The organism is Paenibacillus glycinis, assembly GCF_009909185.1.
In the GTDB taxonomy this organism is placed as follows: domain Bacteria; phylum Bacillota; class Bacilli; order Paenibacillales; family Paenibacillaceae; genus Paenibacillus_Z; species Paenibacillus_Z glycinis.
In genome coordinates this window covers 91857-116630 of the sequence record NZ_JAAAMV010000022.1, presented here as the reverse complement: position 1 = coordinate 116630, position 24774 = coordinate 91857, and the positions used below count along the sequence as shown (strand labels likewise).

Below are 24774 nucleotides of genomic sequence, written 5' to 3'. Positions count from 1 at the left end.
ACCCGCCGCAACGAAGCGCAGCATCCGATCGAAGTGGTCGGCGGCCAGCTTCGCGAACTGATGCACTGGATCAAGAAGTAAGACATTCTGTACCGGGCTTTCCGGTCATAACTTGATAATAAGCTTGTTGCCCGGATAAGCGGACCGGTCCCTGCGTCTCTTGCGTAAGCGATAGATGTCAGGGCCGTTTCGCTATCCGGGACTATTCTTGAAGTCCGAGGTGCAACTCATGCGCAAAATTTATATTTTCGATACGACGCTTCGCGACGGCGAACAATCTCCGGGCGTGAACCTGAACACGAAGGAAAAGCTTGAAATCGCGTACCAGCTCGAGAAGCTCGGCGTAGACCGCATCGAAGCGGGTTTCCCTGCGGCTTCCCCGGGCGATCTTGCGGCAGTCAACGCGGTCGCCCGCGCCGTCAAGAACGCGACGGTCATCGGCTTGTCCCGTTCCCGCGAGCAGGATATCGACGCGGCGCGCGAAGCGTTGAAGGACGCGCAGGACCCTTGCCTGCATCTGTTCCTGGCCACGTCTCCGATTCACCGCAAGCACAAGCTTCGCATGGAGAAGGAGCAGGTGCTGGAGACGGCGGAGCGCGCGATCCGCTACGCGAAGCAGTATTTCAGCAAAATCGAATTTTCCCCCGAGGATGCGGGCCGTACGGAGCTGGATTTTCTCTGCCAAGTGACGGAGATGGCCATCAAGGCGGGCGCAACGGTCGTCAATATTCCGGATACGGTCGGTTACATGAACCCTTCGGAGTTCGGGAATATTTTCAAAACGCTGAAAAATCAGGTGCCGGGCATCGAGAAAATCCAGTTGAGCGCGCACTGCCACGACGATCTGGGCATGGCGACGGCGAACGCGCTGGCCGCGATCCTGAACGGCGCGGATCAAGTCGAAGGCACCATTAACGGCATCGGCGAGCGCGCGGGCAATACGGCGATCGAAGAAATCGCCATGGCGCTTGCCACGCGATCGGATTTCTTCGGGGCGACGACCGGTCTGAACTTGAAGGAAATCGCCAAGACGAGCCGATTGGTCAGCAAGCTGACGGGCATGGTCGTGCCGGGCAACAAGGCGATCGTCGGCGCGAATGCGTTCGCGCATGAATCCGGCATTCATCAGGACGGCATGCTGAAGGAGAAAACGACGTACGAGATCATCTCGCCGGAGACGATCGGCTTGGTCGACTCCAAGCTCGTGCTCGGCAAGCACTCGGGCCGCGCCGCGTTCCGCGAGAAGCTGATCGATCTCGGCTACGAGCTCAGCGACGACGCCGTGAACGCGGCATTCGCGAAGTTCAAGGATCTGGCGGACAAGAAGAAGAACGTCAGCGACGAAGACATCCGCGCGATGCTGGAAGAGAAGCTCGTGGATACGCCCGAGGTGTACGCGCTCGAGCAGATCGAAGTCAGCTACGGCAACAAGTCGACGCCTAGCGCGACGCTGCGCATCCGCATCGGGGACGGCAGCGTGCAGGAGACGCGGGCGGAAGGCAACGGCTCCGTCGATGCGATCTACAACGCCATCGATGCGCTGACGGCGGAGAACGTGGAGCTGGAGGATTACTCCATCAAATCCGTCACGCACGGCAAGGACGCGCTCGGCGAGGTGCATGTCGTGCTGAAGCAGGACGAAGTATCCGCCCAAGGCCGGGGCCTCAGCACGGATATTCTCGAAGCCAGCGCGCGCGCTTACGTCGATGCTTTGAACCGGTTGGTGGAGAAGCGGAAGACGCCGGGCAGACGCGACAAAATGAGCCTGATTTGACGGCTCATTGAACAAGGGGGGGCGCCCTGCGGGCGGGACGGGTCTACGATCGCTGGTGCAGTTCGGATTTCCTTGATGTGATGAAACATGTAGAGATGGAAATCCGACTGCAAAGGCGAACCTTTCATTTCTCCGACTCCGTCCCGCCCTCCGGGCACGCTTGTTAATCGAACCTTTAAATCTTAATGCAGAAGACTACGCTTCAGCGGCCCGGTTGGGCTTGCTGGGGCGTTTTTTTCTAGGACGGGCGCGGAAGCACCTGATTGCTGCTGCGCTAGGCATAAAGTGCAGCAATCCTCCGTTCGTCTTGCCTTAAGGACAGGCATCGTTGCACCCGAGCGTCGGTGCGTATCGACGGATGTGCAGCAAGCCTCCGTTCACCTTGCCTCACGATCGAGAACAATGACCATGTAAAGTGACACGGTTGGGACGCTTGATCGCTCGCACGCTTGCCGCGCTTCTGCGCCATAGGACGCTTGCAATGGTTTGTTGTTTGTAAATCGTGCGCTGGTCTCGGTTTCGCCATGGTATAATGAAGAAAATCCGACAATTGTTGGCCGTTCGATGGGGGAGCATCTGGGGAATGTTGTTTGTATGGATCGTGCTTTGGACCGCATCGGGGTTGCTGCTCATCGCCAACCGGCGGAATCCGGCGGGACGCTGGCTTAGTTTTGTCGCGTTTTGCGGAGGGATGGGAGCGCTCGCTTCGGTGCTGGACGACTGGATCGCGGCTTGGCTGGTTAGCGGCGCGATCGACGTCGCGGACGAACAGGTGCTGCGCGTCCTGCAGCGCTGCTGTTCGTGGACCAGCTATTACGGGCTGCCTTACGGCTTTCTGTGCTTCGGCGCCGCTTATAATCGGGATCTGCTCCCTTCGAGCGTGTACAGGTGGCTGCACTACGTCGCGCTGCTGCCGCCGCTCGGCATGCTGCTGCTTCCGCTTGCGGAGCATTATCCCGTGCACTACAACCTGCTCGCGGTTTGGGCGCTTCCGTATTCCGCGCTCGGAACGGCGCTCATGGTGACCAAGGCGCATGTTCACCCGGCGGAGCGCCGCGCGCACGCCTTGCTGCTGCTGGCCGTGCTGCCGGCCGTGCTGATCGCGCTGACGATGAATTACGTGCTGCCGCTCTTCGGCTTGTACCGGCTGTGGGTGTACAATGTATGGCCGATCGGATTCGCGTTCGTGATTTTCCTGTTTTCGCTGTTCAATTTCGGCTTCCTCGGCGTCCAGCTGCTGATCGAGAAACGGCAGATCGATTATTCGCTGCGGGCCATCACGAGCGGTACCGCGATGCTGAACCACGCCATCAAGAACGACATCGGCAAAATCAAGCTCTTTACCGAAAAAATCGCCCGCGAGGCAGGCGGACAAGACGAGCTGCGCGCCGACTTGCGCGTCGTGAGCACGGCCGCCGTGCACATCGAAGCGATGATCCGCAGCGTCCATGAGCGGACGCAGGAGCTGCGGCTGCAGGTACGGGAAGCGCAGTTGTCCGAATTGGTAAGGAGCCAGCTTGGAGCCATCGCGGGACAAACGTCCGAACGGGGCATCGCCGTGCATGCGCAGCTGGACGACGACGCCATCGCCGAGGCGGATCCCGAGCAAACGAAGGAAGCGATTCATAACGTGCTGCAAAACGCGATCGACGCGATGCCGGGCGGAGGCGTCTTGACCGTCTCGGTCTTCAGCGGCAGGCGCGGCGGCACGATCGAAGTCCGCGATACCGGCACGGGCATCGACAAGGCGCATCTGCGCAAAGTGACGGAACCGTTCTTCACGACCAAGAACGGCAGGGAAATGAATTTCGGCCTCGGCCTGGCCTACTGTTTTCAATTGATGAGCCGGCAGGGCGGCGAGCTTCGCATCGCCAGCGAGCCCGGCGCCGGCACGGTCGTGCGGTTTCATTTTCGCGCGGTTCGCAGAAAAAGAGGAGGGGCGCGATGAACGGCATGCCGATTCGAATCATGCTCGTGGAAGACGATCCCGACTGGCGCAGGGGGCTAAGCGCGTATTTGAACGGAGAGCCGGATCTGACGGTCGTGGGCGAGACGGAAGATCCGGCGCTCGCGCTCTCCTTGGCCGCCGACGCCGCGCCCGACGTTATCCTGCTCGACATCATGATGGCGGACAGCCCCGAAGGCCTCAGGCTTGCGGGAGAATTGTCGACCTCGTCGCAGGCGCGCATCATCATGCTCACGTCCATGGAGGACAAAGCGTTCGTCGCGGAAGCGTTTCGGGCTGGCGCGGTGAATTATCTCGTCAAATCGGATTTTGCCTCGATTCCCGCGGCGGTCAGACAGGCGGCGTCGGACCGGTCCGCCATCGACGCGTCGGCCGCCAGGCAAATGCTGGAGGAATTCCGAAGGTTGAAGAAGCTGGAGCGCGAATACGAGACGGACAAATTCAAGCGCATGCTGACGCCTTCGGAGGTGCAGCTGCTCTCCATGATCCACGACGGTTACAGCCAGACGCAGATCGCCGAGCAATCGTTCCTGTCGCTGCGCACGGTAAAGAACCACGTGGGCAATATTTTGCGCAAGATCGGCGGCAAGAGCAGCAAGGAAGCGGCGCAGAAGGCGAAGGACCACGAGTTGTTTTGAGCAGTCGCCGGGCGGGGGAGCGGAGAAAGTCGGTACTTGCTCACCACCCGGGGTCTGCGGAGCGGCCCTGCAATGAATAAATTTTCTTGACGAGTTGGACCCATAAGGGACTTGTGTCTCCTTTTGGCGTCCTTCTTTTTGTTTTATGGGATATTCAGTAATGAGATTTCGGATGGACATCGCTTTTTTGAAGCCGGTAATGGCGCTCATCATTTCGTTTATTCAACAAAATACGCAATCGGCAGCATACAACCAATAATCTTCCTTGTTCGCTTATAATATTCCCTTCAATAAATAGGGTCCCGATTATAGTATAGGATTATCAAATTCCTAATAACGGTTTGTTCATAGCAAGAAAATGAAAGCGCTTTTATCTCATGTTGCCGTATATGCTCAAAAATGCGCCAACGGGCTGTATGGATTGCAAATACAGCAGAGAAACCGGCACTAATACCGCTTAGGCGGTAATGTGTATAAATCAGTATCAAGGAGGTTTTATGAGGGTGGGAAACAGAGCGTTAATTTGGATGATGACTTTGGTAATGGTAGTTTCCATGCTACCGGTTTCAAGGTCGGCAGCGGCGGCTGACAGCGCGCCGAAAGCAACGATCTACGTTGCTGCGACCGGCAATGACAACACGGGTGACGGAACGCAAGACAAGCCGTACAAAACGCTTGGCAAGGCGAAAGCGGTAGTGAGGACGCTGCCGAAGTCCGGCGGCGATATCGTCGTTCGGATTGCGGATGGCTTTTATCCGCTTAACGAAACCTTGGTTTTTACCAAGGAGGATTCCGGAAGCGCAAGCAGCACGGTTCGCTATGAAGCGGCGCCGGGTGCGAAGCCGGTCATCAGCGCCGGTGAAATGCTGGAAAAAGGCGCATGGACGGAGGCTGTCGGCCTTACCCAGACCGGAGGCTTGACGGCGTATAAAACGACCCTCAACCGGAGCGATAAGCTGCGCGCGATCTACGTAAACGACAAGCGCGCCAACATGACGACGAGCCCGCAAATCGGTTCGGCCAACAGAACCGTCACCGGCACCCCCACGGTCAGCTTTACCGCTGCCGATAACCCTTGGGCGTGGCAGAACGGCAGCAACATCCGTGCGGGTATCGTATTCGATGCCAGCGTAGGTCTGACGACGGCAACGAAAAACCCCCAAAACATCGAAGCCGAAAGCATGGGCGGCTCCACTGCCAGATGGGCGAGGCCTTTCGTCACTTTCGCGTCGATCGAACAGGCGCCTGCGGCCAGCAACAAGCCCGGCGGCGTCATGCTCCGGTTCCAGATGCCGTATGCAGCGATTTCGCAGTCTTTAAGCAATAACACGCAATACAATCCAGGCAACAATCAAGTCATCCGCAACGCGTTCGAATTCTTCAACAAACGCGGGGATTTCTATTTCGACCAGGCAGAAAGCACGCTGTATTACATCCCGCTCGAAGGCGAGGATATCAATAACGCCAACGTGGTCGTTCCAAGGCTCGAGACGGTCCTCGACATCAGAGGAATCCCCGTAGGAGACCGGTTGAACCCGATCGAGGGTTCGGATGACGGACGCGTCAAAAACATCACCTTCGACGGGCTGACGTTTGCCCATACCGACTACAAGCTGTACGAACTCACGGGCACGTATACGTATAGCGACGGATCCGGTCCGGTAACGACCACTTCCCGCGGCTACGCTTCCGTTCAGGGCTCTATCGTGAACAAAGTATACTTTCCGAGCAGCATAAACTGGCATGAGACGTTCTACCGGGGGTATGACATACCGCCTGCGGCGGTCATGATCAATGCCGCGCGGAACATTAAGGTGTTGAACGGCGAGATCGGGCTTGCCGGATTTAACGGCATCCATGTGGAGAACGATGCCAAGGATATCGAAGTCACGGGCAACTATATCGTAGATACGCTCGCTTCCGGCGTTGTAGTCGGACATCCGCAGCATATCTATGAAAACGATGTGGCGATCAGGAACGAATCCAGCGCTTCGGTTTCCGGCACGCCGATCAGGAACTGGGCCGGCGTCGATAAGGAGAAATTCACGGCGGGCACGGAAGCCGTGCCGGAAAATATTTTTATTACGAACAACTTTTTGTACAGGACCTGCTACGGATTTCCGGGCGCCAACGCGCTAGCCTCCTTCTACACCACTAACATGCAGGTACTGCACAACTACATTTATGACACCACGTACGGCGCGATGAGCATCGGCTGGGGCTGGGACGAGTACGATGGGTTCGGCTTTACCGCCCAAGGGACCAACAAGACCGGCGGCCCTTACCATGGTACGAGCGAAACGAGCCTCGCGAGATCTCCCGAAATTTCCAAAACATCCAGAAACAACAAAATCAACTATAACCGGATAGAGGAAATTTGCACGGTCGTTAACGACTCCGGAGCCATCTACTCGCTGGGAAGGCAGGGCGATCCGGGTAATTTGCCGGGCGGAGGGACGTGGGACACCGTCAACAATTTGACAAGCGACCCCGTCACCGACAAGAACAGCAACTGGAATCCTGACAACTGGACGAATTTCACCGAGATGAACTACAACTTCCTTAACCCGAATCCAACGGACAAACCGACAACCTCCAACAACTGGACGAACGGGTTCCATCCCGACGAAGGCAGCACGTTCATCAAGATGATCGGCAACGTCGTGCAGTCGAAGCTCTCCCATGCCGTCGGGCAAAGCCGTCTTTTTGAATTTAACAACTGGAAGCGCAAAAGCGATATGTATGCCGTCGGAGGATACGTGGACGGGAATAACAACCAGAATGGCGCCCCTAGGATTACGAACGACAATTACAAGAGCGAAGCCCGCATTTGGCCGGTTAAGGGCAACGAAATCGTTTTGAATTCGGGTCTAACCAACGAATACACGGATATGATCCCAAGAAGCCTCATTGCCGACACCGAGTTCGAACTGGCTTCCAACGTCATCATGGGCAAAGGCGAAAAGCTGAACCGCAGGGGTCTGCTGAAAGCGCAAGACACCGTTTGGCTCGCGCCCGCGAACACGACGGCCTTCAATGAAAGCAATACGATGACAAAAGCTGCAGGCGACGCAAAGTCCATCAAAGCTCCGGCGGCGGCAGGCGAATACAAACTCTATATCGACTACGCAGACGGCAAGGAAACGGCCACTTCCAAATATACGGTATACGTCGACCAGAACGCGTCGGCGATCAATGTGGAAGACGGGCAAAATTACGAAGTTTCGGCGGTACGGCCTCTTGAACTGACTTTGGGCGGAGGCTACACCTATACGCTCAACGGCAATCCCGTGGAGAACGGGTACCAAATCGCCGCCGAAGGAAGCTGGACCTTGGTAGCCGGCACAACGACGGAGCCGAATGCCATAACCGTCAACTTTACCACCACCCTATCGGAGGCAAATCGGCTGCTTCCGGCTGACGTATCGGTAGCCCCCGGCGGGAAAGTCAGGTTTGCTTTCGATTTGGACGACGCGACGAAAAAGATATGGATTTCCTCGTCGAGCGGCGGACATTTCGATGGAGGCGACGATGAAACGGTGGCCTCCGGCGACGTGCTCGGGATGACCGCGCCCCTGTTGCCCGGTCCATACATTATTTACGTGCTGGCGGCAGACGGCGAAGTGCTAAGTCAATCGCACGCCCGCGTCGTGGTGAGCGACAAGACGCCGGCCGATATCCCTAGAAACGGTCTCGACCTATGGCTCAAAGCCGACGAGGGCGTGGAAAAGGATAGCAGCGGGAACGTGACCGGATGGACGAATATGGGAAGCGTCCCGGCGAAGCTTGTCCCGGCGAACGTCCCCGGCAGCGGCGGCGATAATCTTGGAACGCCGACCGGCAATCCCACGCTGAAGAAGGACGTATACGACTATGTGGATTTCGCCGCGAACGCAAGGCCGCTAAAAGCCGCCGGCTTTAAAGATTATAACGGCAGTACGCAGATGACGATATACACGCTGGTTAGACCAACGACCACAGCCAACAACTCCAGCGACCAAAACGGCCTTGTTTATTTCGGATTGAACGAAGCTTACCAAACATGGGCCGCCAACGACGGTTGGAGCGGCATTAATCTCGGTGTCGGAACGAACAGGGTTAACGTCCGTTTCGGTAACGCGGACGGAGGCGTATCGGGCGGCGGGCAACAAATTGCGACAACCGCCACGGACGATCTGGTCAGCGTTCGGGCGCAGCTAGACGGAACCAATAGAGCCGTTTATGTTAATAACAGCGTCATCGGCACTCCTGGTACCAATGCCAAGGCGCTTTCAGGGAACAGATCGGATCTGGGCGTAGGTTACTCGATGGCGGCTGCAACCCCCTTCCGCTTCTTGGGCAGGGTCGCGCAGATTCTCATCTACGACAGGGTGCTGACGGCTGACGAAGTTTCGAAAGTAGAAACCTATTTTAACGAGGTCAAAGCCGGCCGCGGCGGATCCGCGAGCCCGATCGTCCCCGCGGCAGTCGACAAAACCCTGCTGACCGCACTGATCGGGGACGTCGGTAACCTGGACAATACGCTTTATACAAGCGATTCATGGAACGTTTTTGCAAGCGCTTTAAGCGAGGCCCAAGCTGCAGCCTCGAATGGCGCGGTCGGGCAGGAAGCAGCGGACAATGCCTATTACGCGCTGCGCGACGCGTTCAAAGCGCTTCAATTGTTCGTGGAGCTGGAGGTTTCCGGCGCGGCCGGAGCGACCTCCATCACGACGAAAGACGGCACGCTGCAAATGTCGGCGTCGGCGGGAGTTCCCGTCGTATGGTCGGTCACCGCGGAAGACGGGTCGGAGACCAATGCGGCGATCATCGGCGAGACGGGATTGCTGTCGGCCAAAAAGAACGGCGTCGTGAAAGTAACGGCGAAAGCCGTCGGGTCCAGCTTGAGCGGCAGCGCGCTGATCTCGATCAGCGGTCAGGAAGGCGCGTTGCTGAGCGGACCGGCTGCCGTCGTATCCGGGGAACCGTTCAAATTGAACTTTGGCTTGAATAACCTGACGTCCGACGTTTATGCGATCGATTTGACCGTTCGTTACGACCCTGCGAAGGTGGAATACGTGTCGGGCACCTCGCTGGTAGACGGCTTCTCGATCGTGCTCGATCAGGAAGGCACGTCGGGCGGCGGCGAAGCCAACATCCGATTCCTTGCCGCAGGCGCGGGCCAGGCCATTTCCAATACCGACAACCTGCTGGAGCTGAACTTCAAGGCCAGAACCGTCGGCGCGACCGTCGAGCTTAACGCCGTCACGGTCGAAAATGTCATCATCTCGGACGGCGTCGCCGAAACGCCGGTAAGCTCGACCAGTCATAATGTGACGATCGAGGTTAGCGACAAGACGGCTCTGAGCGCGGCAATCGCCGCGGCCGACAGCCGCTTGACCGGCGCGACAGAAGGTTCGTTCCTTGGACAATATGCGCCAGGTTCCAAAGCGCTGCTGCTGACGAAGCTGGCAGCCGCCAACGCCGCGCTGGCCGATCCGACCCTGTCCCAGGCAGAAATTCAAGAAGCAACAACGGAGTTGACGACAGCGATATCCGCATTCGACGGCTCGTTAAAAACGCTGTCCGGATCAAGCGCGTTGACCATCGGAGATTTGGCGGTCATCGGAAGATACTACGGGCAAAGCAGCGCGGACGTCAATTGGCCGCTGTACAAGGCGCTAGGCATTACCACGCCTCGTCCGATCGGCGTGCAGGATCTGGCGGCTGTCGCTTACCGCATCATGGGAAATCCGTAATCAACGAACCGGGTCTTTAATTTAACGATCGGTTGATCGGTCGGGAGGAGGCGCTTGCGCGCCTTCCTCCCCATCCATTCGGAAAGGAAGTTGACGAATGATACATACCAAGAGGATGACTGCGCTGAGAAAGGTCCCAATCGTCTGCTTAAGTCTTTTGCTGGCCGGCTCGATTCTGTTAGGCGCGTTTTCCTTGGCGACTGATGTCGCTTACGCCGCTCCGGCGTATACGCTTTCCGTCTCGAACAATGAGCCGATCGTCGGGAGCCAAGTGAAAGTCCAGGTGATCGGTCAGGAGCTGTCCGACGTGTACGCGACAGAGCTGCAAGCGACGTTCGACGCCGATCATTTGCGATTCATCAGCGCATCCAGCGACCGATTCGATTATGCCGTTGCGCCTGCCGTAAACGGCAATCAAATTGTATTGGCGTTTACGAAAGTCGGACCGAAGTCCGGGGAGGCCGGGACGGCCGTGCTGGCGGAAATGGTTTTTGAGGCGAAGGCATTGGGAAGCGGCACGGTCGAGCTGAAAAAAGCAAAAACCGTGGACAGCGCAATGAACGTCGTCGATTACGACGCGAACGCGATCGCGAGCTTGAAGGTGATCGAGGCGCCGGACGATTCTGGGCCGGGCACCACCGACCCGGGAAGCCCGGGCGGCTCCGGCGGCGTTACGCCTGTCGTTGACGACGAAGGCGATACTTCTGTCGTCGTCGACGAAGACGGTAAAGTCGTCATCACGCCGACGTCAAAAGTCGACGCCTCGACGGGCCGGGCCGTATCGAAAATCGACGAGCAGACCTGGTTGAAGGCGGTCGCCAAGGCGACGGCAGCGGGCGGCGGATTCAAGAAGATTCAAGTGGTATTGACCGAGGTGCCCGGCAGCACGTCTCACGCGTTGGAACTGCCGGCTGTGGCGTTCGGTCCTTCCGCCGAGGACGTGCTGGTCGAGATTTCCGCACCGTTTGGCACGGTAACCGTGCCGAGCGATATGTTCCAGGACGGCAGTCTGCCGGAGGGCGATATCGAATTCGGCATCGAACGAGCCGACATCGGCGGATTGGACGCAAAACTGCGCGCGCAAATCGGCGATCGTCCCGTTATCGATTTGAGCGTTCGCAGCGGCGGACAAGAGATTTCCTGGAGCAATCCGAACGCGCCGGCGACGATCAGCATCGCGTATCGTCCGACTGCGGAGGAAAGGGCCAATCCCGAGCATATTACGATCTGGTATATTGACGAACAAGGCAACGCGATCGCGGTACCGAACGCCCGGTATGATTCGGCGGCGGGGGCCGTGCTGTTCCAGGCGACGCAATTCGGCAAATATGCCGTCGTATTCGTGCAGAAGACGTTCGATGACCTGGGCGGCGTCGCTTGGGCCAAATCGGCCATTGAAGCGATGGCTTCCAAAGGGATCATCAACGGCGTTTCCGCAACCGAATATCGGCCGGAGTCTTCCGTGAGCCGGGCGGATTTTGCGCTGCTGCTCGTCCGAACGATGGGCCTGCAGGGAGCGAAGGGCGAGGCGTTTGCCGATGTGGCGCCCGACGCGTATTATGCCGAAGCGGTAGCCGTATTGCGCGGCTTGGGCATCGCCACGGGCACCGGCGACAATCAGTTCCGTCCCGACGATGCCATTTCGAGACAAGATATGATGGTGTTGATCGCCAAAGCGTTGGCGAGCGCGAACAAAGCCGTGCCTGCGCCCGCGGAACCTCTAAGCGGCTTCGCGGATGCCGGCAGCGTCGCCGATTACGCCCGGGACAGCGTCGCCGCACTGATTCATACCGGCTTGGTGAACGGGTCGAATCAGAACATCCATCCGAAAGCGTGGACGACCCGGGCGGAAACGGCCGTGTTGATGTATCGCCTATACAATTATTTTTATAAGTAAACCCTTTAATCACAAACCTGCTATATAGATGAGAATGCGATTCGCGCGACAACAGGCATGAAGATGTAAATGGCGCGACAACGAGCATGGAGGAGCTTCGCCGGCGTTAAAACGGTCGGCGTCGCTCTCCGTGCTCGTTTTCTTTGCCTGCTTGGCCAGGTGCGAACCGACTTCCGACGCTGGATTTGCGAACGCGGATAATCGGAAGCTGCAGCGCGGGCGCTTGTTCCGCCGGTTCGGATCCGTCGTGCCGGTCGCCGTAGCCGCGAAGACGCTGCTATTGGATCTTCGGCTTGATCTGGGGGAGGATGCACCATCCGAAGGCAAGCAACCGTCGCGAATCTTCGTTTATATCTCCAGCCTATAAAAGTCATAGCTTTCATATCTTTGTCTTTATGGCGTTCTTATGGTACAACTAAGCTTAGACTGAGAATCATAATCAAAGGACGCCCTACAGGTCCTGAATAAAGGAGCTCATTATCCCATGGCAGACGTAAAAAAAATCGCGGTCATCGCCGGTGACGGCATCGGTCCGGAAGTTGTCGGCGAAGCACTCAAAGTATTGAAGAGAACGGAAGAATTGTTCGGCTACCAGTTCGAGACGGAGCACGGTCTGTTCGGCGGCATCGCCATCGACGAGAAAGGCACGCCGCTTCCGCAGGAAACGCTCGACATCTGCCAAAACGCCGATGCCGTTCTTCTCGGCGCGGTAGGCGGCCCGAAATGGGACAATAACCCGAAAGAGCTTCGTCCCGAGACGGGCCTGCTCGGCATTCGCAAAGCGCTGGGCTTGTTCTCGAACATCCGCCCGGCCAACGTGTTCGACTGCCTGAAGGAAGCGTCCACGCTGAAGCCGGAAGTGCTTGACGGCACGGATTTGATCGTCGTGCGCGAGCTGACGGGCGGCATTTACTTCGGCGAGAAGTTCCGCCGCGAAGGCGAACACGGCACGGAAGCCGTCGATACGTGCGTATACAACGTGACCGAGATCGAGCGCATCGCGCGCCAAGGCTTCGAGATCGCCCTTACCCGCCACAAGAAGCTCGCTTCCGTCGACAAAGCGAACGTGCTCGAGACATCCCGCCTTTGGCGCGAAGTCGTGAACCGGATCGCGGTCGAATACCCGGACGTCGAGCTGGAGCACGTGCTCGTCGACAACTGCGCGATGCAGCTGCTGCGCCGTCCGTCGAGCTTCGACGTCATCGTGACCGAGAACATGTTCGGCGACATCATCAGCGACGAGGCCGCGATGCTGACGGGCTCCATCGGCATGCTCTCCTCCGCTTCGCTCGGGGAAGGCAGCTTCGGCCTCTATGAGCCGGTGCACGGCTCCGCGCCGGACATCGCGGGCCAAGGCATCTCCAACCCGATCGCGACCATCCTCTCCGTGGCGCTCATGTTCCGCCTGACCTTCGGTTATGCCGATGCGGCGCAAAGCATCGAGGATGCGGTGAAGTCCGTTCTGGATGCCGGACACCGCACGGGCGACATCGCGGTCGACAAGAGCAAGGCGATCGGCACGACGGCGATGGGCGATTTGATCATTGCCGCCATGAAAAAATAATTTAGAATTGTTATAAATAAGGAATCGTTTCAATATTGACTTCGTTCCAAAGAGTTGGTATTATTCTAAGCATAGTCACCAATTGAGTTTCATTCTCAATCAATGCAAACCAAAACTTTTTAGGAGGTTTTTTACATGGCAGAACGTTTGGTTGGTCGTCCGGCTCCGGATTTCTCGATGGAAACCGCAACTGGCAACGGTCAAGATTTCAGCACGGCAGCACTTTCCGACTACAAAGGCAAATGGCTCGTCCTTTTCTTCTACCCATTGGATTTCACGTTCGTATGCCCGACTGAAATTACGGCGCTTAGCTTGGCAGCCGAAGAATTCAAGAAGCTCGACACCGAGATCCTCGGCGTCAGCGTAGACAGCAAGCACAGCCACCGCGCTTGGATCAATACGCCTGTCAACGACAACGGTCTTGGCACGCTGAACTTCCCGCTCGCAGCCGACATCACGAAGAACGTCGCGCGCGACTACGGCGTCCTGATCGAAGAAGAAGGCATCGCGCTTCGCGGCCTGTTCATCATCGATCCGGAAGGCGAGATCAAATACCAAGTCGTCAACCACAACGACGTTGGCCGCTCCGTTGAAGAAACGCTCCGCGTATTGCAAGCTCTGCAATCCGGCGGACTGTGCCCGATCAACTGGAAACCGGGCGACAAGCACCTGGTTGCCAAATAAGCATCCGTACCGAACGGCGAAAACCCGGGGTCTTCCGAGACCTCGGGTTTTTGCCGTTCAATCTGCTTTTTCAACAGGATGAGGAAAGTTTAATTTTCGGCCTCAGGTCCGCTAGGTTTAAGGAATCGGGTTGCCGGATCGGCGTCTCCTTTTTCATCTTCTCTGTACGTAAGCGGTTATTTTGGCTATACTTTGCATATATGGCGAGCCGGAGAGCGTTTGCAGCCTCGGCGCAAGCAGGAATTATGCCTTCCCGGGACGAATAAGGTAAATCATGATTCATGATGCGTGGAACGAGGTTATGGAGTTAAGGAGGGAGTCCGTCATGAGTTTTTGCTGCGGAGCCAGCATGATCGGCACGAATGGCACGTTGAAGCATTTTCGTACGCATATACACAATGTCCCTATTCTGTTCTGTCCGGTATGTCATCGCGTCGAGATTCATTATCTGATCGAAAACGAATACGAGATCCTGGCGGAATACGCACACGGCGACGGCGCTTCCGAGGTCGACTTCATCGAATACGTTGAACAGGAAGACAAAGAGCTGTTCGAGAATTGCGTCAACAACGAGAACGAGGATCCCATGGACGTCGTCAGCAATCAAATCGACATGGCGCTGGACCTGCTCTGCTTTGCGAAGCAAATCGGGGACGAAGGCTGGCAGGGCGAGCTCAAGAAACGCCTCGGCGTGCTGAACCAGCGGCGCAATAAGCTGAAGCAGCGCAGAACCTCCGAAGGATATTGTTAAGCATCCCGGCCTCCTGACGAAGGGGGCTTTTTATATGCGAAAATTTATGAGAATTTCTTAATGTCTACCCCCTCAAGCGAACACGACAGCACGAAAATTGTACTTGTGAGGTGGAGCGGTTGCTACTTGTACTGTTCAAACGAATTTTTGGCGGCAAGCACGATACGTCCGCAGTCACCCCCGATACCCGCGTTTCGCCGGAAGACATGGTGGAGCGGATTCGCCGCGGCGAAGCGTCGCGCAATGCGTTCATTGACGCGTACCAGCCTTACATCGCCAAGGTGACGAGCCGATTTTGCAAACGATACATCGACCCCGAACGCTCGGACGAGTTCAGCATCGCGCTGGCCGCGTTCGACGAAGCGATCGAGCAATTCTCCAGTCAGGCAGGAAAATCGTTTCTCGGCTTTGCCGAAACGGTCATCCGGCGCAGGCTTATTGACTATGTCCGCAAAGAGAGCCGCCATCAGGGAATGGTGCCTTACAGCTCCTTCGATCAGGATGACGAAGAAGATTCGGTCGTGAACCCGATCGAAACGAACGAAGCGATGTACCGCTATTCCCTGAGCCAGGAGGCGGACGCGCGCAGGCTTGAGATCGCGGAGTACGACGAGCGGCTGCAGGAGTTCGCCATCACGTTCGGCGAGCTGCCGGATATCTCGCCGAAGCATTCGGATTCCAGGCAGCTCCTCATCGCGATCAGCCGCCGGCTGGCGAACGATCCCGTGCTTTACGATAATTTGGAAACGAAGCAGAAGCTGCCCATCAAGGAGCTTTGCGAGATGACGGGCGTGTCGCGCAAGACGATCGAACGCAACCGTAAATACATCATCGCGCTTTCGATTTTACATAATGGCGATTTCCCGTATCTGCAACAATACATAAAACCCGAAGAACCGGTACAGAAGGAACTGCCCGCAGCGGAAGGAGTGAGAGCATGAGTCGTGGAATCGTGATGGAAACCGGCAGCAAGCATGTCATCGTGTTAATGCCGGACGGTCAATTCCGCAAAGTGCGGACTGCGCTCAAGCCTCGAATCGGCGAGGAGTTCATCTTCGCGGAACAAAGGCGCCTGCAGCGGCCGCGCAAGCTTTACAGCTTCAGCGCCGGCGCCGCCGCCGTGATGATCCTGCTGTTTGCGCCCTTCATCGTGCAGCATTTCTCGAAACAGCCGAATGTCGTCGCCTATCTCACCATGGACGTGAACCCCAGCATCGAGCTTGGCATCGACAAGAACGAGCACGTGGAAGTGCTGAGGGCGATCAATGCCGACGGGGCGGCGGTGACGAAAGACTTGGCATTCAAGGGCCTTCCGCTTCAGCAGGTGACCGAAGCCATCATGGACCGCATCAGCGCGGGACCGTACCTGAACAGCGGGGAAGGGGACGTCGTCATTACGAGCGTCGCCGTCGGCAGCGGAGTGCTGCCTGCCAACGAGGTCGACCTGACTTCGCATATGGATACGGCCGTGCGCAAGTCGTTGGCGAAAACGGATAAAGGACGCGAGCTCAAGGTCGAGGTGACGACGTTGTCCGCGCCGGCGGAAATCCGCGACGAAGCGGAGCGGGCAGGGGTGTCTTCCGGCAAGATGGCGTTCTACCTGATGGCCAAGGAGCAGGGCTACCGCATCTCGATCAAACAATTGAAGACGGAATCCATTCATCAGGCTGCGAAGCCGATGGGCGGCGTTGCGGCGGTCTTGAACGACGGCGGCGGCAAGGATGACATCGAAAGCGGCAAAGGGAAGGAAGGCATCGGCGCAAACGGCGGCAAGGTAGCCGACACAACGCCGATCAAACAGCAAACGAACGAGCCGCAGAATCCGGCCTCGGCGAAAGAGGCATCCAAGGAAACGCTGCGGGAGCAGCAGAAGCAGCAGCTTCAGGAATTGCTGAAGCACGAGCAGGAGAAACGCAAGGAGCGCGAAGAAAGCGGCGGCCATCGTCCGGGCGATCATGGTCCGGACGATCGCGGCTCGCGGGACGGCGACGATAAGCCGAACGACGCCAAGAGCGATAACGCCAAGAATGGCGGGCCTAAGAACGACGACGCCAAAAACGGCGCGAACCCCGCGAACGTGCCTCTTAAGAATAGCGGGATGATCAACGTTAGCGACGATCAACATTCCCCGGGCAATAATAACGGGAGCCATGGCAAAGGCGGCGGAAGCAAGCAGGGTGATAGCGGGAAGCCCGTGAAAGCACCGGCTCCGCCGCCTCCGCAGCAGCCTCCGCAATCCCATTCTAATTCCGATTCCCGCGATAACGGCGGGCACGGCCATTCCGGCTCGAACGGCAAAGGCAATGGCGGCAGCGACGAAGCGAAAAACGCTTCGGGCGGCCGCCATGAAGGCGTTCAGCCGGCTAACGGCAACGGCGGCGGCAAGCCGGCGAAGGAAGAAGACTCGTCCGGCTCGGATCGGGACAAGGACGACGACCGCGCCAAGGACGACGATCGAGGCAAGAACGGCGGCCGCGGCAAGGATGCGGACGATAGCGACAATCACGGCAGCGGGGACAACCGAAGCGATGACGGGGATAAGAATCACTCCAGAGGCGGGAAAGGGCGCTAATGCGCCTTTTCTTTGCGTTAGGCTGGCTTTGCGCTTAATCGAGCGAATTCGACAGGATTTCCCGTTGACAGAAATTAGGAGTTTTTTCTATGATTACTGTAAGCGATATCATCTCGGAATCTGCACGGATATTTTAAGGGCGGAGGCGAGTTAATCACGTGGAAATGTTCCATATTCGGGAGAAGGCGGATGCGATCCTGGCACGTCAGCGAGGGAGAGAAATCGCGAAAACGATCGGCTTCAGTCTCGTCGATCAAACGGTTATCGCTTATACGATTTCGGAACTGGCCTTGAAGCTGATTTCGATCTCGGAAAAAGGCCACATGATGATGCGTCCCGTCAGCCTCTACAAAGGAGAGTCTGCCAGCGGTATAGAAGTCAGACTATTCGATCATTTCAAAGGTCCAAGTCGAATTCATTTGCAGTGGATGGAGAAGATGACCGACGATATGGAACTCAGCCACGATCAGACCCGGGGAACGATGATTACGTTTCGCAAATGGGTTCACGCTCCACTGCGCATCGATTCACCGTTTTGTGCGGCAGGAGAGGAGTAAATCATGCAGGCAATACGTACGCGCTACTTCCCTGCGTTGGCGGAATATATTCGCAGCGGCAGTGAGGCATCATTATTCGAAGCTACGGAAATCGGCAAAATGCTGCAGGATATCCACCCGGAGGATATTATCGCCGTTCACGAGGAATCCATGCAGATGCTAGTGGCCAATGTCGATTCGGAAGAAGCGCTGCGGCTGTACAGCCGTTCGTTTATTTTTTTGATAGAGCTGATGGTGGCCTTTCGGTTCCGGGTACAGCCGGAGCAATCCTCGGAGCAGCGCTTCAGCGAGATGAGGGATATGCTGCTTCGCTCGCACCGCTCGTTTCGGATGGTCAAGAACAAGTACGAGAACGTGCTGCAGCATATGGACAGCGGCATCGCGATTTTCGACGGGGACGGCATGCTGTCGTTCATCAACGTCCAGATGGCCAAGCTGCTCGATATTCCCCGCACGACGCTCATCGGCTGCAATTTGATCGATATTCTGTCGCATAGTAGGCTCCGCAAGAGCACCAAGCGGATCATTCTGAAGCTTTACAAGGAAGTCTTTCTTCGGCGCAGCCGGTATTTGGAGTTCGTGGACGCGAACGGGCGGACCCTGCTCGTCACCGTCACCTACGGGGACCAGCTGGACGGCGATTATTTGTTCAGCGTGAAGGACGTCACGGAGTACAAGCAAATCGAGCAAACGGCGTACCAGAACGACAAGCTGGCGATGCTGGGCAAAATCGCCGCTTCCATCGCGCATGAAATCCGCAATCCGCTGACGTCGATCCGCGGGTTCATCCAGCTGCTGAAGCCGCATCTGTCGCAGCTCGGCAAGGAGGAGTATTCCCGCATCATTTTGACCGAGATCGACCGCGCCAACGACATCATCTATGAATTTCTGAATTCCTCCAAGCCGTCGGCGCCGATGAAGCAGAAGGTGCGCATCAATTCCCTGTTGAAGGAAGTCATTCTTCTCTCGGACAGCGAGGCGCTGATGAAAGGCTGCCAGATTCAGTTCGAGACGTACGACGAAGAGCTGACGGTATCCATCGACGTGAAGCAGGTGAAACAAGTCGTGCTCAACATCGTCCGCAACGCGATGGACGCGATCGGCGAGCTCGATGGAGAGCGGAGCGGACGGATCGACATCATCACGAGGCGGGACGGCCGCGACGTCGAGATCACCATCCGGGACAACGGCATGGGGATGGACCCGCTGACGAAATCCAAGCTGTTCGATCCGTTCTACACGACGAAAGCGGCGGGCACGGGCCTCGGGTTATCGGTCAGCTACCGCATCGTGCGCAACCACGGCGGGAAGATCCGGGTGGCGAGCGACACCGGCGAAGGAACGGAGTTCAATATCTATTTGCCAATAGCGGAATAAACGATTAGAATCGGGTTATAACCCGGATAGGCACGGAAAACCGGGGAAAAACCCGGTTTTTTTGCGTGGTTCCGAGCCGGGCGGGAACGCCGCCGGGTTCGCGGCATACGATCGCCATTAACGTTTGAGAGAATGGAGGATGTTCATACGAATGAGCATTCAATTTACATATGGTCCCGGCGAAAACGGAACGGCCGACGTCGATATCGTCGTCGCCCTCGTAACCAAGCAAGACCTTCAAGCCGGCGATGACGCCGGAGCCGGGCAGAGCGCGCGATGGATTCATCCCTCGCTCGACGAGGCGATGAGGCAGCATGCCGCCAAGGAGCTGTTCAAGGCCGAGCCGAAGGAGACGCTCGTGCTGCCGACGCTCGGACTGTACCCGTCGGCGCATGTCGTCTATGTCGGCGTGGCCCCGCAGGGCGGCTTGACGGCGGACGGCCTGCGCGATGCGGCCGCTGCGGCGGCCAAAGCGGCCAAGCGGTTGAAAGCGGTGACGGTCAAGCAGCTGCTGCCCGCCTGGTTGTCGGCGGGAACGACGGGCTTGCCGGCAAGCCAGGCGGCGCAAGCGCTCGTCGAAGGGTATTGGCTAGGTTTATACACGCGCGCGACGGCCAAGAAAGTGGATACGAGACGGAAGTCGCTCATCACGGACATCGCTTTCGAACCGTCCGTGCCGCCGACTGCCGATCCGGATGCGGCGGCCGCCGTTGCGGAGCAATGGGAAGCCGGCATTCGGCGCGGGCGGATTTTCGCGGAGTCCGTGATCTACGCCCGGGATCTGACGAACCTGCCGGGCAATGCGCTCATCCCGTCCAAGCTGGCCGAGGAAGCCGCCCGGCTGGCGGCGTCCTACGGATTCGATTGCGAGATCATCGACGAAGCCGCCGCGGAAGCTCAAGGGATGGGCGGGCTGGTCGGCGTCGGCAAAGGCAGCATCCATCCGCCCCGGATGATCGTCATCCAATATGAAGGAAACCCGGGCGATCCGGAGAAATGGGGCATCGTCGGCAAAGGGATCACGTTCGACACCGGCGGCATATCGCTGAAGAAGGGACCCGGCATGGAGGAGATGATCTCCGACATGGGGGGCGCCGCTGCCGTGCTCGGCCTCGTTCGCCTCTTCGGCGAGCTGAAGCCGAAGCGCAACGCGGTGTTCGTGATCCCGACGGCGGAGAACATGCCGTCCGACCGGGCGTTCAAGCCGGGCGACGTGCTGACGATGATGAACGGCACGACGGTCGAAATCGTCAACACGGACGCGGAAGGCCGGCTCGTGCTGGCGGACGGGCTCACGACGGCGATCCGCGGCGGCGCGACGAAGCTCATCGACGTTGCGACGTTGACGGGAGCCGTGCTCGTCCTGCTCGGCAACGTCGCGACGGGCTCCGTGACGAACGACGAAGCGTTCCAGCAGCAGGTGATCGACGCCTCCAAGCGGGCCGGCGAGCGGATATGGCCGCTTCCGCCATACCCGGAATTCCGCAGGCAGCTGGACAGCGATGCGGCCGACATGAAGAACGGCGCCAGCCGCTACGGCGCGGCGAGCATCGGGGGACTGTTCATCGGGGCATTCGCGGAGGAGAGGCCGTGGGTGCATCTGGATATCGCGGGAACCGCTTGGCTGGAGCGGGACCGTTCCTGGGAAGCGAAAGGCGGAACGGGCGTCATGGTACGCACGCTCGGCGAGCTGCTGGCCGATGATGGGACCTGAACGGAACAACTAGGGAATTATAACGGGGAGCTGGAGCAGGGTCATGTCATTTTGGAGCCACGTCATTTCGGTATTTCGTCGCAAGAAACTGTCCGATCAGCGGAAGGGGCTGCTGACTTCCATCATGGAAGGCATCCCGGCCAACGTGATCGGCAACCTGCTGGGCGGCCCGATCCTTACCATTTACGTCGTTTATCTGGGCGGAACGGCCTCGGACGTCGGCCTTGTCGTCGCGATTCCGGCGCTGGCCAATATGGTCCAGCTGGTCGCGGCGTTCTACATCCAGCGCTTCACCAACAGGCGGCTGCTGCTCTTCTGGTTTGCCGTGACGCACCGGATGCTCTGGGTGGCGACGGGCCTGATTCCGTTTCTCGTGACGAAATCGCTGCAAGTCGACGTGTTCATCGGCATGTTCCTCCTGTCCTTCATCTGCGCTTCGACCAGCGCGGTGTTCTGGACCTCCATGATCGCGGACATAGTGCCCGCGCAGGTTCGGGGCCGGTACTTCGGCATCCGCAACACGATTCACTGGGCCGTGGCGAGCATCTCGCTGCTGATCGGCGGCCAAATTCTCGAGCAGCTGGACAACCGGACGGGATTCGTCATCCTCTACGCCGTAAGCGCGCTTTGCACCGTGTGGAACGCCGCCGAGCTGTGGCGGTATCCGGATCTGCCGTTCGAACGCTCCGCCGCTTCGAGCTCCGCCGCGCTCTTTGGGAAGCCGCTGCGGGATAGCGGCTATATGAAAGCGACGAGCTTCATCGCGGTATTCATTTTGCTGCAAAATATCGCCGTTCCGTTATTTTCTTACGTCATGCTGGAAACGCTGCATCTCAGCAAGTGGTGGATCACGGTCATCACGACGGTTCAGATGATCGTCACGATGTTCAGCTATTATTATTGGGGCAACATGAACGCCCGGCACGCGACGCGGACGCTGCTGCTGTGGACGCTGCCGATCATCGCGGTCTCCTGCGTGCTGTGGGCGGGCATCGAGATCTTGCCGGTCATCCTGGTGCTGATGATCGTGAACATAACGCTGGGCGTCGGGCTCGGCGGCTATAACCTGTTGATCTTCAATTTCATCATCGGGGATACGCCGAAGTCCGATCGTCCGATGTACGTCGCGGTATTCTCGGCGCTGACCGGCGCGACGGGCTTTATCGGTCCGCTGCTCGGCGGCTGGATATACAAGCAGATCGAAGACGGCGCGTACTGGCTGCAGAGCTACGGCGTCTCGCTGTTCATCGGGATCGGCCTGCTCGTGCTGACGGCAACGGTCGGACCGTTCGTGCTCAAAGCGGGACGCAATGACGTTCAGGCGCTGACGGAAGGAAAGCATTAAGCGGATTGCAATCGAATAGAGCGGAAGTTAGGAAGACCGTTCGGGCGCCAACGCGCTTGGCGGTCTTTTATGCGGTTGCATACGTCGCGAGCGCGGAGGCATTGCCGCATAAAGCTTGGCTTGTGCCAATCAGACATGCCGTTTCTCGCGCATGCAATCCGGCACGGCGTTCATGGCTGCCTATTATCCATCGCCCAGTTGACGCAGAACGGACGCGCTCACGATCTCGACGAACGGCACGAGGACGCTTCCGTCGATCCTGCGCAGCGTAACCGTCCAACGGGTAAGCTCCTCGACCAGTCCCGTCAACTGTTCCCCGTCGTCCGTGCGAATCGCGACGAGCTGCCACGACTGCCGGGCTTGCTGTAAACATGCGCGTATCGTCATCGTACCTCCGTTCTCCTCGGCGAGCGGTTGCCCGTGAAGTCCAGGCGGCTCGCGCGGTCGGGTGCCTTTGCGGGATAGAGCTCGCATTATAGTGTTCGGACTATCGCATGAAAGTCCGACGGTCGAAGGACGATCCGGCTTCGGCGGGCACCGGGCTGCGAAAGAAACGGCTCTCGTCATGGCATCCGGCAGGATGGGGTGGTACAATGATCGGGGAACGTGCGTTCTTGAAGCTGCGGGTTGATTTCGTAGCGATTCCTTACCTGCGCAAGTTCGGAAATGGTCTTGCGCTTCAATGACTGGTGCCGGGAGGCTGGAGATGACGGAGAAGAAAACAAGCGCGGAGCTCGACGTGCATAAGAAGTTGGCTGCGGAGACGTTTAACGCGACATGGGATTTGATCGAGAAAAAGAATCGCAGCGCATACGATGACGATACGATGGTGAACGCGGCCCATGCGTCTCGTTACCATTGGGGCATGGCAGGAACGCCGCTGCATGCTGCGAGAGGCGAATGGCTGATTTCCCGGGTCTATTCGCTCGTAGGCAGAGCCGAGCCGGCATTGGTTCACGCCGAAAAATCGCTGGCGCTATGCGTGGACAATCAGCTTGGGTCGTTTGACACCGGCTTTGCATACGAAGCGTTGGCACGGGCGTATGCCGTATATGGAGACGCTGCGCGCCGCGACCAAAACATCGCGCTAGCCGAGCAGTTCTCCCGGCAGCTCGAAAGCGGAAGCAATCGGACGTGGCTGCTCAAAAACGTCAATACGGTAGCCTCGCTCACGCTTCCCGAGTGGGACGGCAGCTGAATTCGAGCGATGCGCCGCGCTTGCTCGGGACGGCCATCGACTGCGAGCGCCGCGTCCGGCACGGGGTGCCGAAGTCGCTCGGCAGATCGGTTTTGCGGCTTATTTCCGCGACCGTGCACCAGTGCCGGGACCGCGAATGCGCGTGCCCGAAGTGAGGTTGGCCGCCAAACATGCTATAGTAAGAGCATAACGCATGCGGGGATGAACGACTGCGCGTTACGGCCGTTTTCGCGCAGTCGTTCATTCCGTCTGCCCGAAAGGCGGTGAAGCCAAGCGATGACCTACGAAGAAACGATGCGTCAACTGGCCTCCATGGGCTCGGAGCAGACGAAGAAGACGTTCCTCAATCACGGCGCGCAGGAGCCGCTCTTCGGCGTGAAGATCGGCGATCTGAAGAAGCTGGTCAAAGCCGTGAAGAAGGATCAGGCGCTGGCCTATGCGCTGTACGAATCCGGCAACAGCGACGCGATGTACCTGGCCGGCCTGTCGGTCGATCCCGGCGCGTTGACGATGGAACGTCTGCGGGACTGGGCGCTCCGTGCGAATTGGTACCTGCTTGCGGAAACGACGGTGCCCGGCTTGGCCGCGGAAAGTCCTCACGGTCGCGCGCTCGCCATGGAATGGATCGCCTCGCCGCTCGAGCTGGTCGCCTGCTGCGGCTGGAGCACGTATGCCAACCTGGCGTCGATTACGCCGGACGGCGAGCTGGATCTCGATGAACTGCGCGGACTGCTGCGGCTGGCGGGCGAAAGCATCCATTCCGAACGCAACCGGGTCCGCTACGCGATGAACGCGTTCGTGATCGCGGCAGGCGGTTACGTGAAGCCGCTGCACGCGGAAGCCAAGGCCGTCGCCGAAACGATCGGCAAGGTTCGCGTCGACGTCGGCAATACGGCCTGCAAGGTGCCGGTCGCCGCGGACGATATCGCCAAGCTGGAAACGATGGACAGAATCGGACAGAAACGCAAAACTTGCATTTGCTAATCGGAAAGAAGGTAC

At 58.2% G+C, this 24774-nt stretch carries 17 protein-coding genes; 16 read left to right on the top strand and 1 reads right to left on the bottom strand.

Annotation, left to right across the window (positions count from 1 at the left end; all coding sequences use genetic code 11):
* Window positions 1–229 precede the first annotated feature (229 nt).
* The 14 genes from GT019_RS22525 to GT019_RS22460 all read left to right on the top strand — a co-directional run bounded on the left by GT019_RS22525 (window position 230) and on the right by GT019_RS22460 (window position 22577).
* Window positions 230–1774 carry a 2-isopropylmalate synthase gene (locus tag GT019_RS22525; RefSeq protein ID WP_161745649.1) on the top strand — a complete coding sequence of 515 codons (1545 nt, stop codon included), beginning with the start codon at window positions 230–232 and terminating at the stop codon, window positions 1772–1774.
* A gap of 583 nt (window positions 1775–2357) precedes the next feature.
* Window positions 2358–3722 (top strand): sensor histidine kinase, encoded by a 1365-nt coding sequence (locus GT019_RS22520; RefSeq protein ID WP_161745647.1) that lies wholly within the window; start codon window positions 2358–2360, stop codon window positions 3720–3722.
* A complete protein-coding gene (locus GT019_RS22515) occupies window positions 3719–4378 on the top strand; it encodes a response regulator (protein WP_161745645.1) in 660 nt (219 codons plus the stop codon). Before GT019_RS22520 ends, GT019_RS22515 begins: the two co-directional genes overlap by 4 nt.
* A gap of 542 nt (window positions 4379–4920) precedes the next feature.
* The gene (locus GT019_RS22510) at window positions 4921–10116 is read left to right on the top strand and encodes a cohesin domain-containing protein (RefSeq protein ID WP_235949010.1); all 5196 of its coding nucleotides are present in this window, start codon (window positions 4921–4923) and stop codon (window positions 10114–10116) included.
* Between the two features lie 193 nt (window positions 10117–10309).
* Window positions 10310–12013 (top strand): S-layer homology domain-containing protein, encoded by a 1704-nt coding sequence (locus GT019_RS22505; protein WP_161745641.1) that lies wholly within the window; start codon window positions 10310–10312, stop codon window positions 12011–12013.
* A gap of 484 nt (window positions 12014–12497) precedes the next feature.
* Window positions 12498–13577, top strand: a complete 1080-nt coding sequence (gene leuB / locus GT019_RS22500) for a 3-isopropylmalate dehydrogenase (RefSeq protein WP_161745639.1) — start codon at window positions 12498–12500, stop codon at window positions 13575–13577.
* Between the two features lie 135 nt (window positions 13578–13712).
* Window positions 13713–14261 (top strand): peroxiredoxin, encoded by a 549-nt coding sequence (locus tag GT019_RS22495; protein WP_161745637.1) that lies wholly within the window; start codon window positions 13713–13715, stop codon window positions 14259–14261.
* Between the two features lie 325 nt (window positions 14262–14586).
* On the top strand, window positions 14587–15012 hold the full coding sequence (locus tag GT019_RS22490) for a hypothetical protein (protein ID WP_161745635.1): 426 nt from the start codon (window positions 14587–14589) through the stop codon (window positions 15010–15012).
* 119 nt (window positions 15013–15131) lie between these two features.
* Window positions 15132–15953: an RNA polymerase sigma factor SigI gene (sigI, locus tag GT019_RS22485; RefSeq protein ID WP_161745633.1), complete on the top strand. Its 822-nt coding sequence runs from the start codon at window positions 15132–15134 to the stop codon at window positions 15951–15953.
* The gene (locus GT019_RS22480) at window positions 15950–17584 is read left to right on the top strand and encodes an anti-sigma factor domain-containing protein (protein ID WP_161745631.1); all 1635 of its coding nucleotides are present in this window, start codon (window positions 15950–15952) and stop codon (window positions 17582–17584) included. The genes sigI and GT019_RS22480 overlap by 4 nt, the downstream gene beginning before the upstream one ends.
* Before the next feature lie 158 nt (window positions 17585–17742).
* A complete protein-coding gene (locus tag GT019_RS22475; RefSeq protein ID WP_161745629.1) occupies window positions 17743–18141 on the top strand; it encodes an ATP-binding protein in 399 nt (132 codons plus the stop codon).
* 3 nt (window positions 18142–18144) lie between these two features.
* Window positions 18145–19518, top strand: a complete 1374-nt coding sequence (locus GT019_RS22470; RefSeq protein ID WP_161745627.1) for an ATP-binding protein — start codon at window positions 18145–18147, stop codon at window positions 19516–19518.
* 151 nt (window positions 19519–19669) lie between these two features.
* Window positions 19670–21232, top strand: coding sequence for a leucyl aminopeptidase (locus GT019_RS22465; protein ID WP_161745625.1), 1563 nt, complete (start codon window positions 19670–19672; stop codon window positions 21230–21232).
* 43 nt (window positions 21233–21275) lie between these two features.
* Window positions 21276–22577 carry an MFS transporter gene (locus GT019_RS22460; RefSeq protein ID WP_161745624.1) on the top strand — a complete coding sequence of 434 codons (1302 nt, stop codon included), beginning with the start codon at window positions 21276–21278 and terminating at the stop codon, window positions 22575–22577.
* A gap of 183 nt (window positions 22578–22760) precedes the next feature.
* Here GT019_RS22460 and GT019_RS22455 read toward each other — a convergent pair whose 3' ends face one another.
* A complete protein-coding gene (locus tag GT019_RS22455) occupies window positions 22761–22964 on the bottom strand; it encodes a hypothetical protein (protein ID WP_161745622.1) in 204 nt (67 codons plus the stop codon).
* Window positions 22965–23283: 319 nt separating this feature from the next.
* Here GT019_RS22455 and GT019_RS22450 point away from each other — a divergent pair, with 319 nt between their 5' ends.
* The gene (locus tag GT019_RS22450) at window positions 23284–23775 is read left to right on the top strand and encodes a hypothetical protein (RefSeq protein WP_201755524.1); all 492 of its coding nucleotides are present in this window, start codon (window positions 23284–23286) and stop codon (window positions 23773–23775) included.
* Between the two features lie 276 nt (window positions 23776–24051).
* Entirely contained in the window at window positions 24052–24759 is a 708-nt protein-coding gene (locus tag GT019_RS22445; protein ID WP_161745620.1) for a DNA alkylation repair protein, read from the top strand.
* The last annotated feature ends 15 nt before the right edge of the window (window positions 24760–24774 follow it).

Bases quoted from the DNA above. Each gene is read 5' to 3' on its own strand.
- GT019_RS22525 (WP_161745649.1), top strand. From the start codon at position 230: ATGCGCAAAATTTATATTTTCGATACGACGCTTCGCGACGGCGAACAA.
- GT019_RS22520 (WP_161745647.1), top strand. From the start codon at position 2,358: ATGTTGTTTGTATGGATCGTGCTTTGGACCGCATCGGGGTTGCTGCTC.
- GT019_RS22515 (WP_161745645.1), top strand. From the start codon at position 3,719: ATGAACGGCATGCCGATTCGAATCATGCTCGTGGAAGACGATCCCGAC.
- GT019_RS22510 (WP_235949010.1), top strand. From the start codon at position 4,921: ATGGTAGTTTCCATGCTACCGGTTTCAAGGTCGGCAGCGGCGGCTGAC.
- leuB (WP_161745639.1), top strand. From the start codon at position 12,498: ATGGCAGACGTAAAAAAAATCGCGGTCATCGCCGGTGACGGCATCGGT.
- GT019_RS22495 (WP_161745637.1), top strand. From the start codon at position 13,713: ATGGCAGAACGTTTGGTTGGTCGTCCGGCTCCGGATTTCTCGATGGAA.
- GT019_RS22490 (WP_161745635.1), top strand. From the start codon at position 14,587: ATGAGTTTTTGCTGCGGAGCCAGCATGATCGGCACGAATGGCACGTTG.
- GT019_RS22480 (WP_161745631.1), top strand. From the start codon at position 15,950: ATGAGTCGTGGAATCGTGATGGAAACCGGCAGCAAGCATGTCATCGTG.
- GT019_RS22470 (WP_161745627.1), top strand. From the start codon at position 18,145: ATGCAGGCAATACGTACGCGCTACTTCCCTGCGTTGGCGGAATATATT.
- GT019_RS22465 (WP_161745625.1), top strand. From the start codon at position 19,670: ATGAGCATTCAATTTACATATGGTCCCGGCGAAAACGGAACGGCCGAC.
- GT019_RS22460 (WP_161745624.1), top strand. From the start codon at position 21,276: ATGTCATTTTGGAGCCACGTCATTTCGGTATTTCGTCGCAAGAAACTG.
- GT019_RS22455 (WP_161745622.1), bottom strand. From the start codon at position 22,964: ATGACGATACGCGCATGTTTACAGCAAGCCCGGCAGTCGTGGCAGCTC.
- GT019_RS22450 (WP_201755524.1), top strand. From the start codon at position 23,284: ATGACGGAGAAGAAAACAAGCGCGGAGCTCGACGTGCATAAGAAGTTG.
- GT019_RS22445 (WP_161745620.1), top strand. From the start codon at position 24,052: ATGACCTACGAAGAAACGATGCGTCAACTGGCCTCCATGGGCTCGGAG.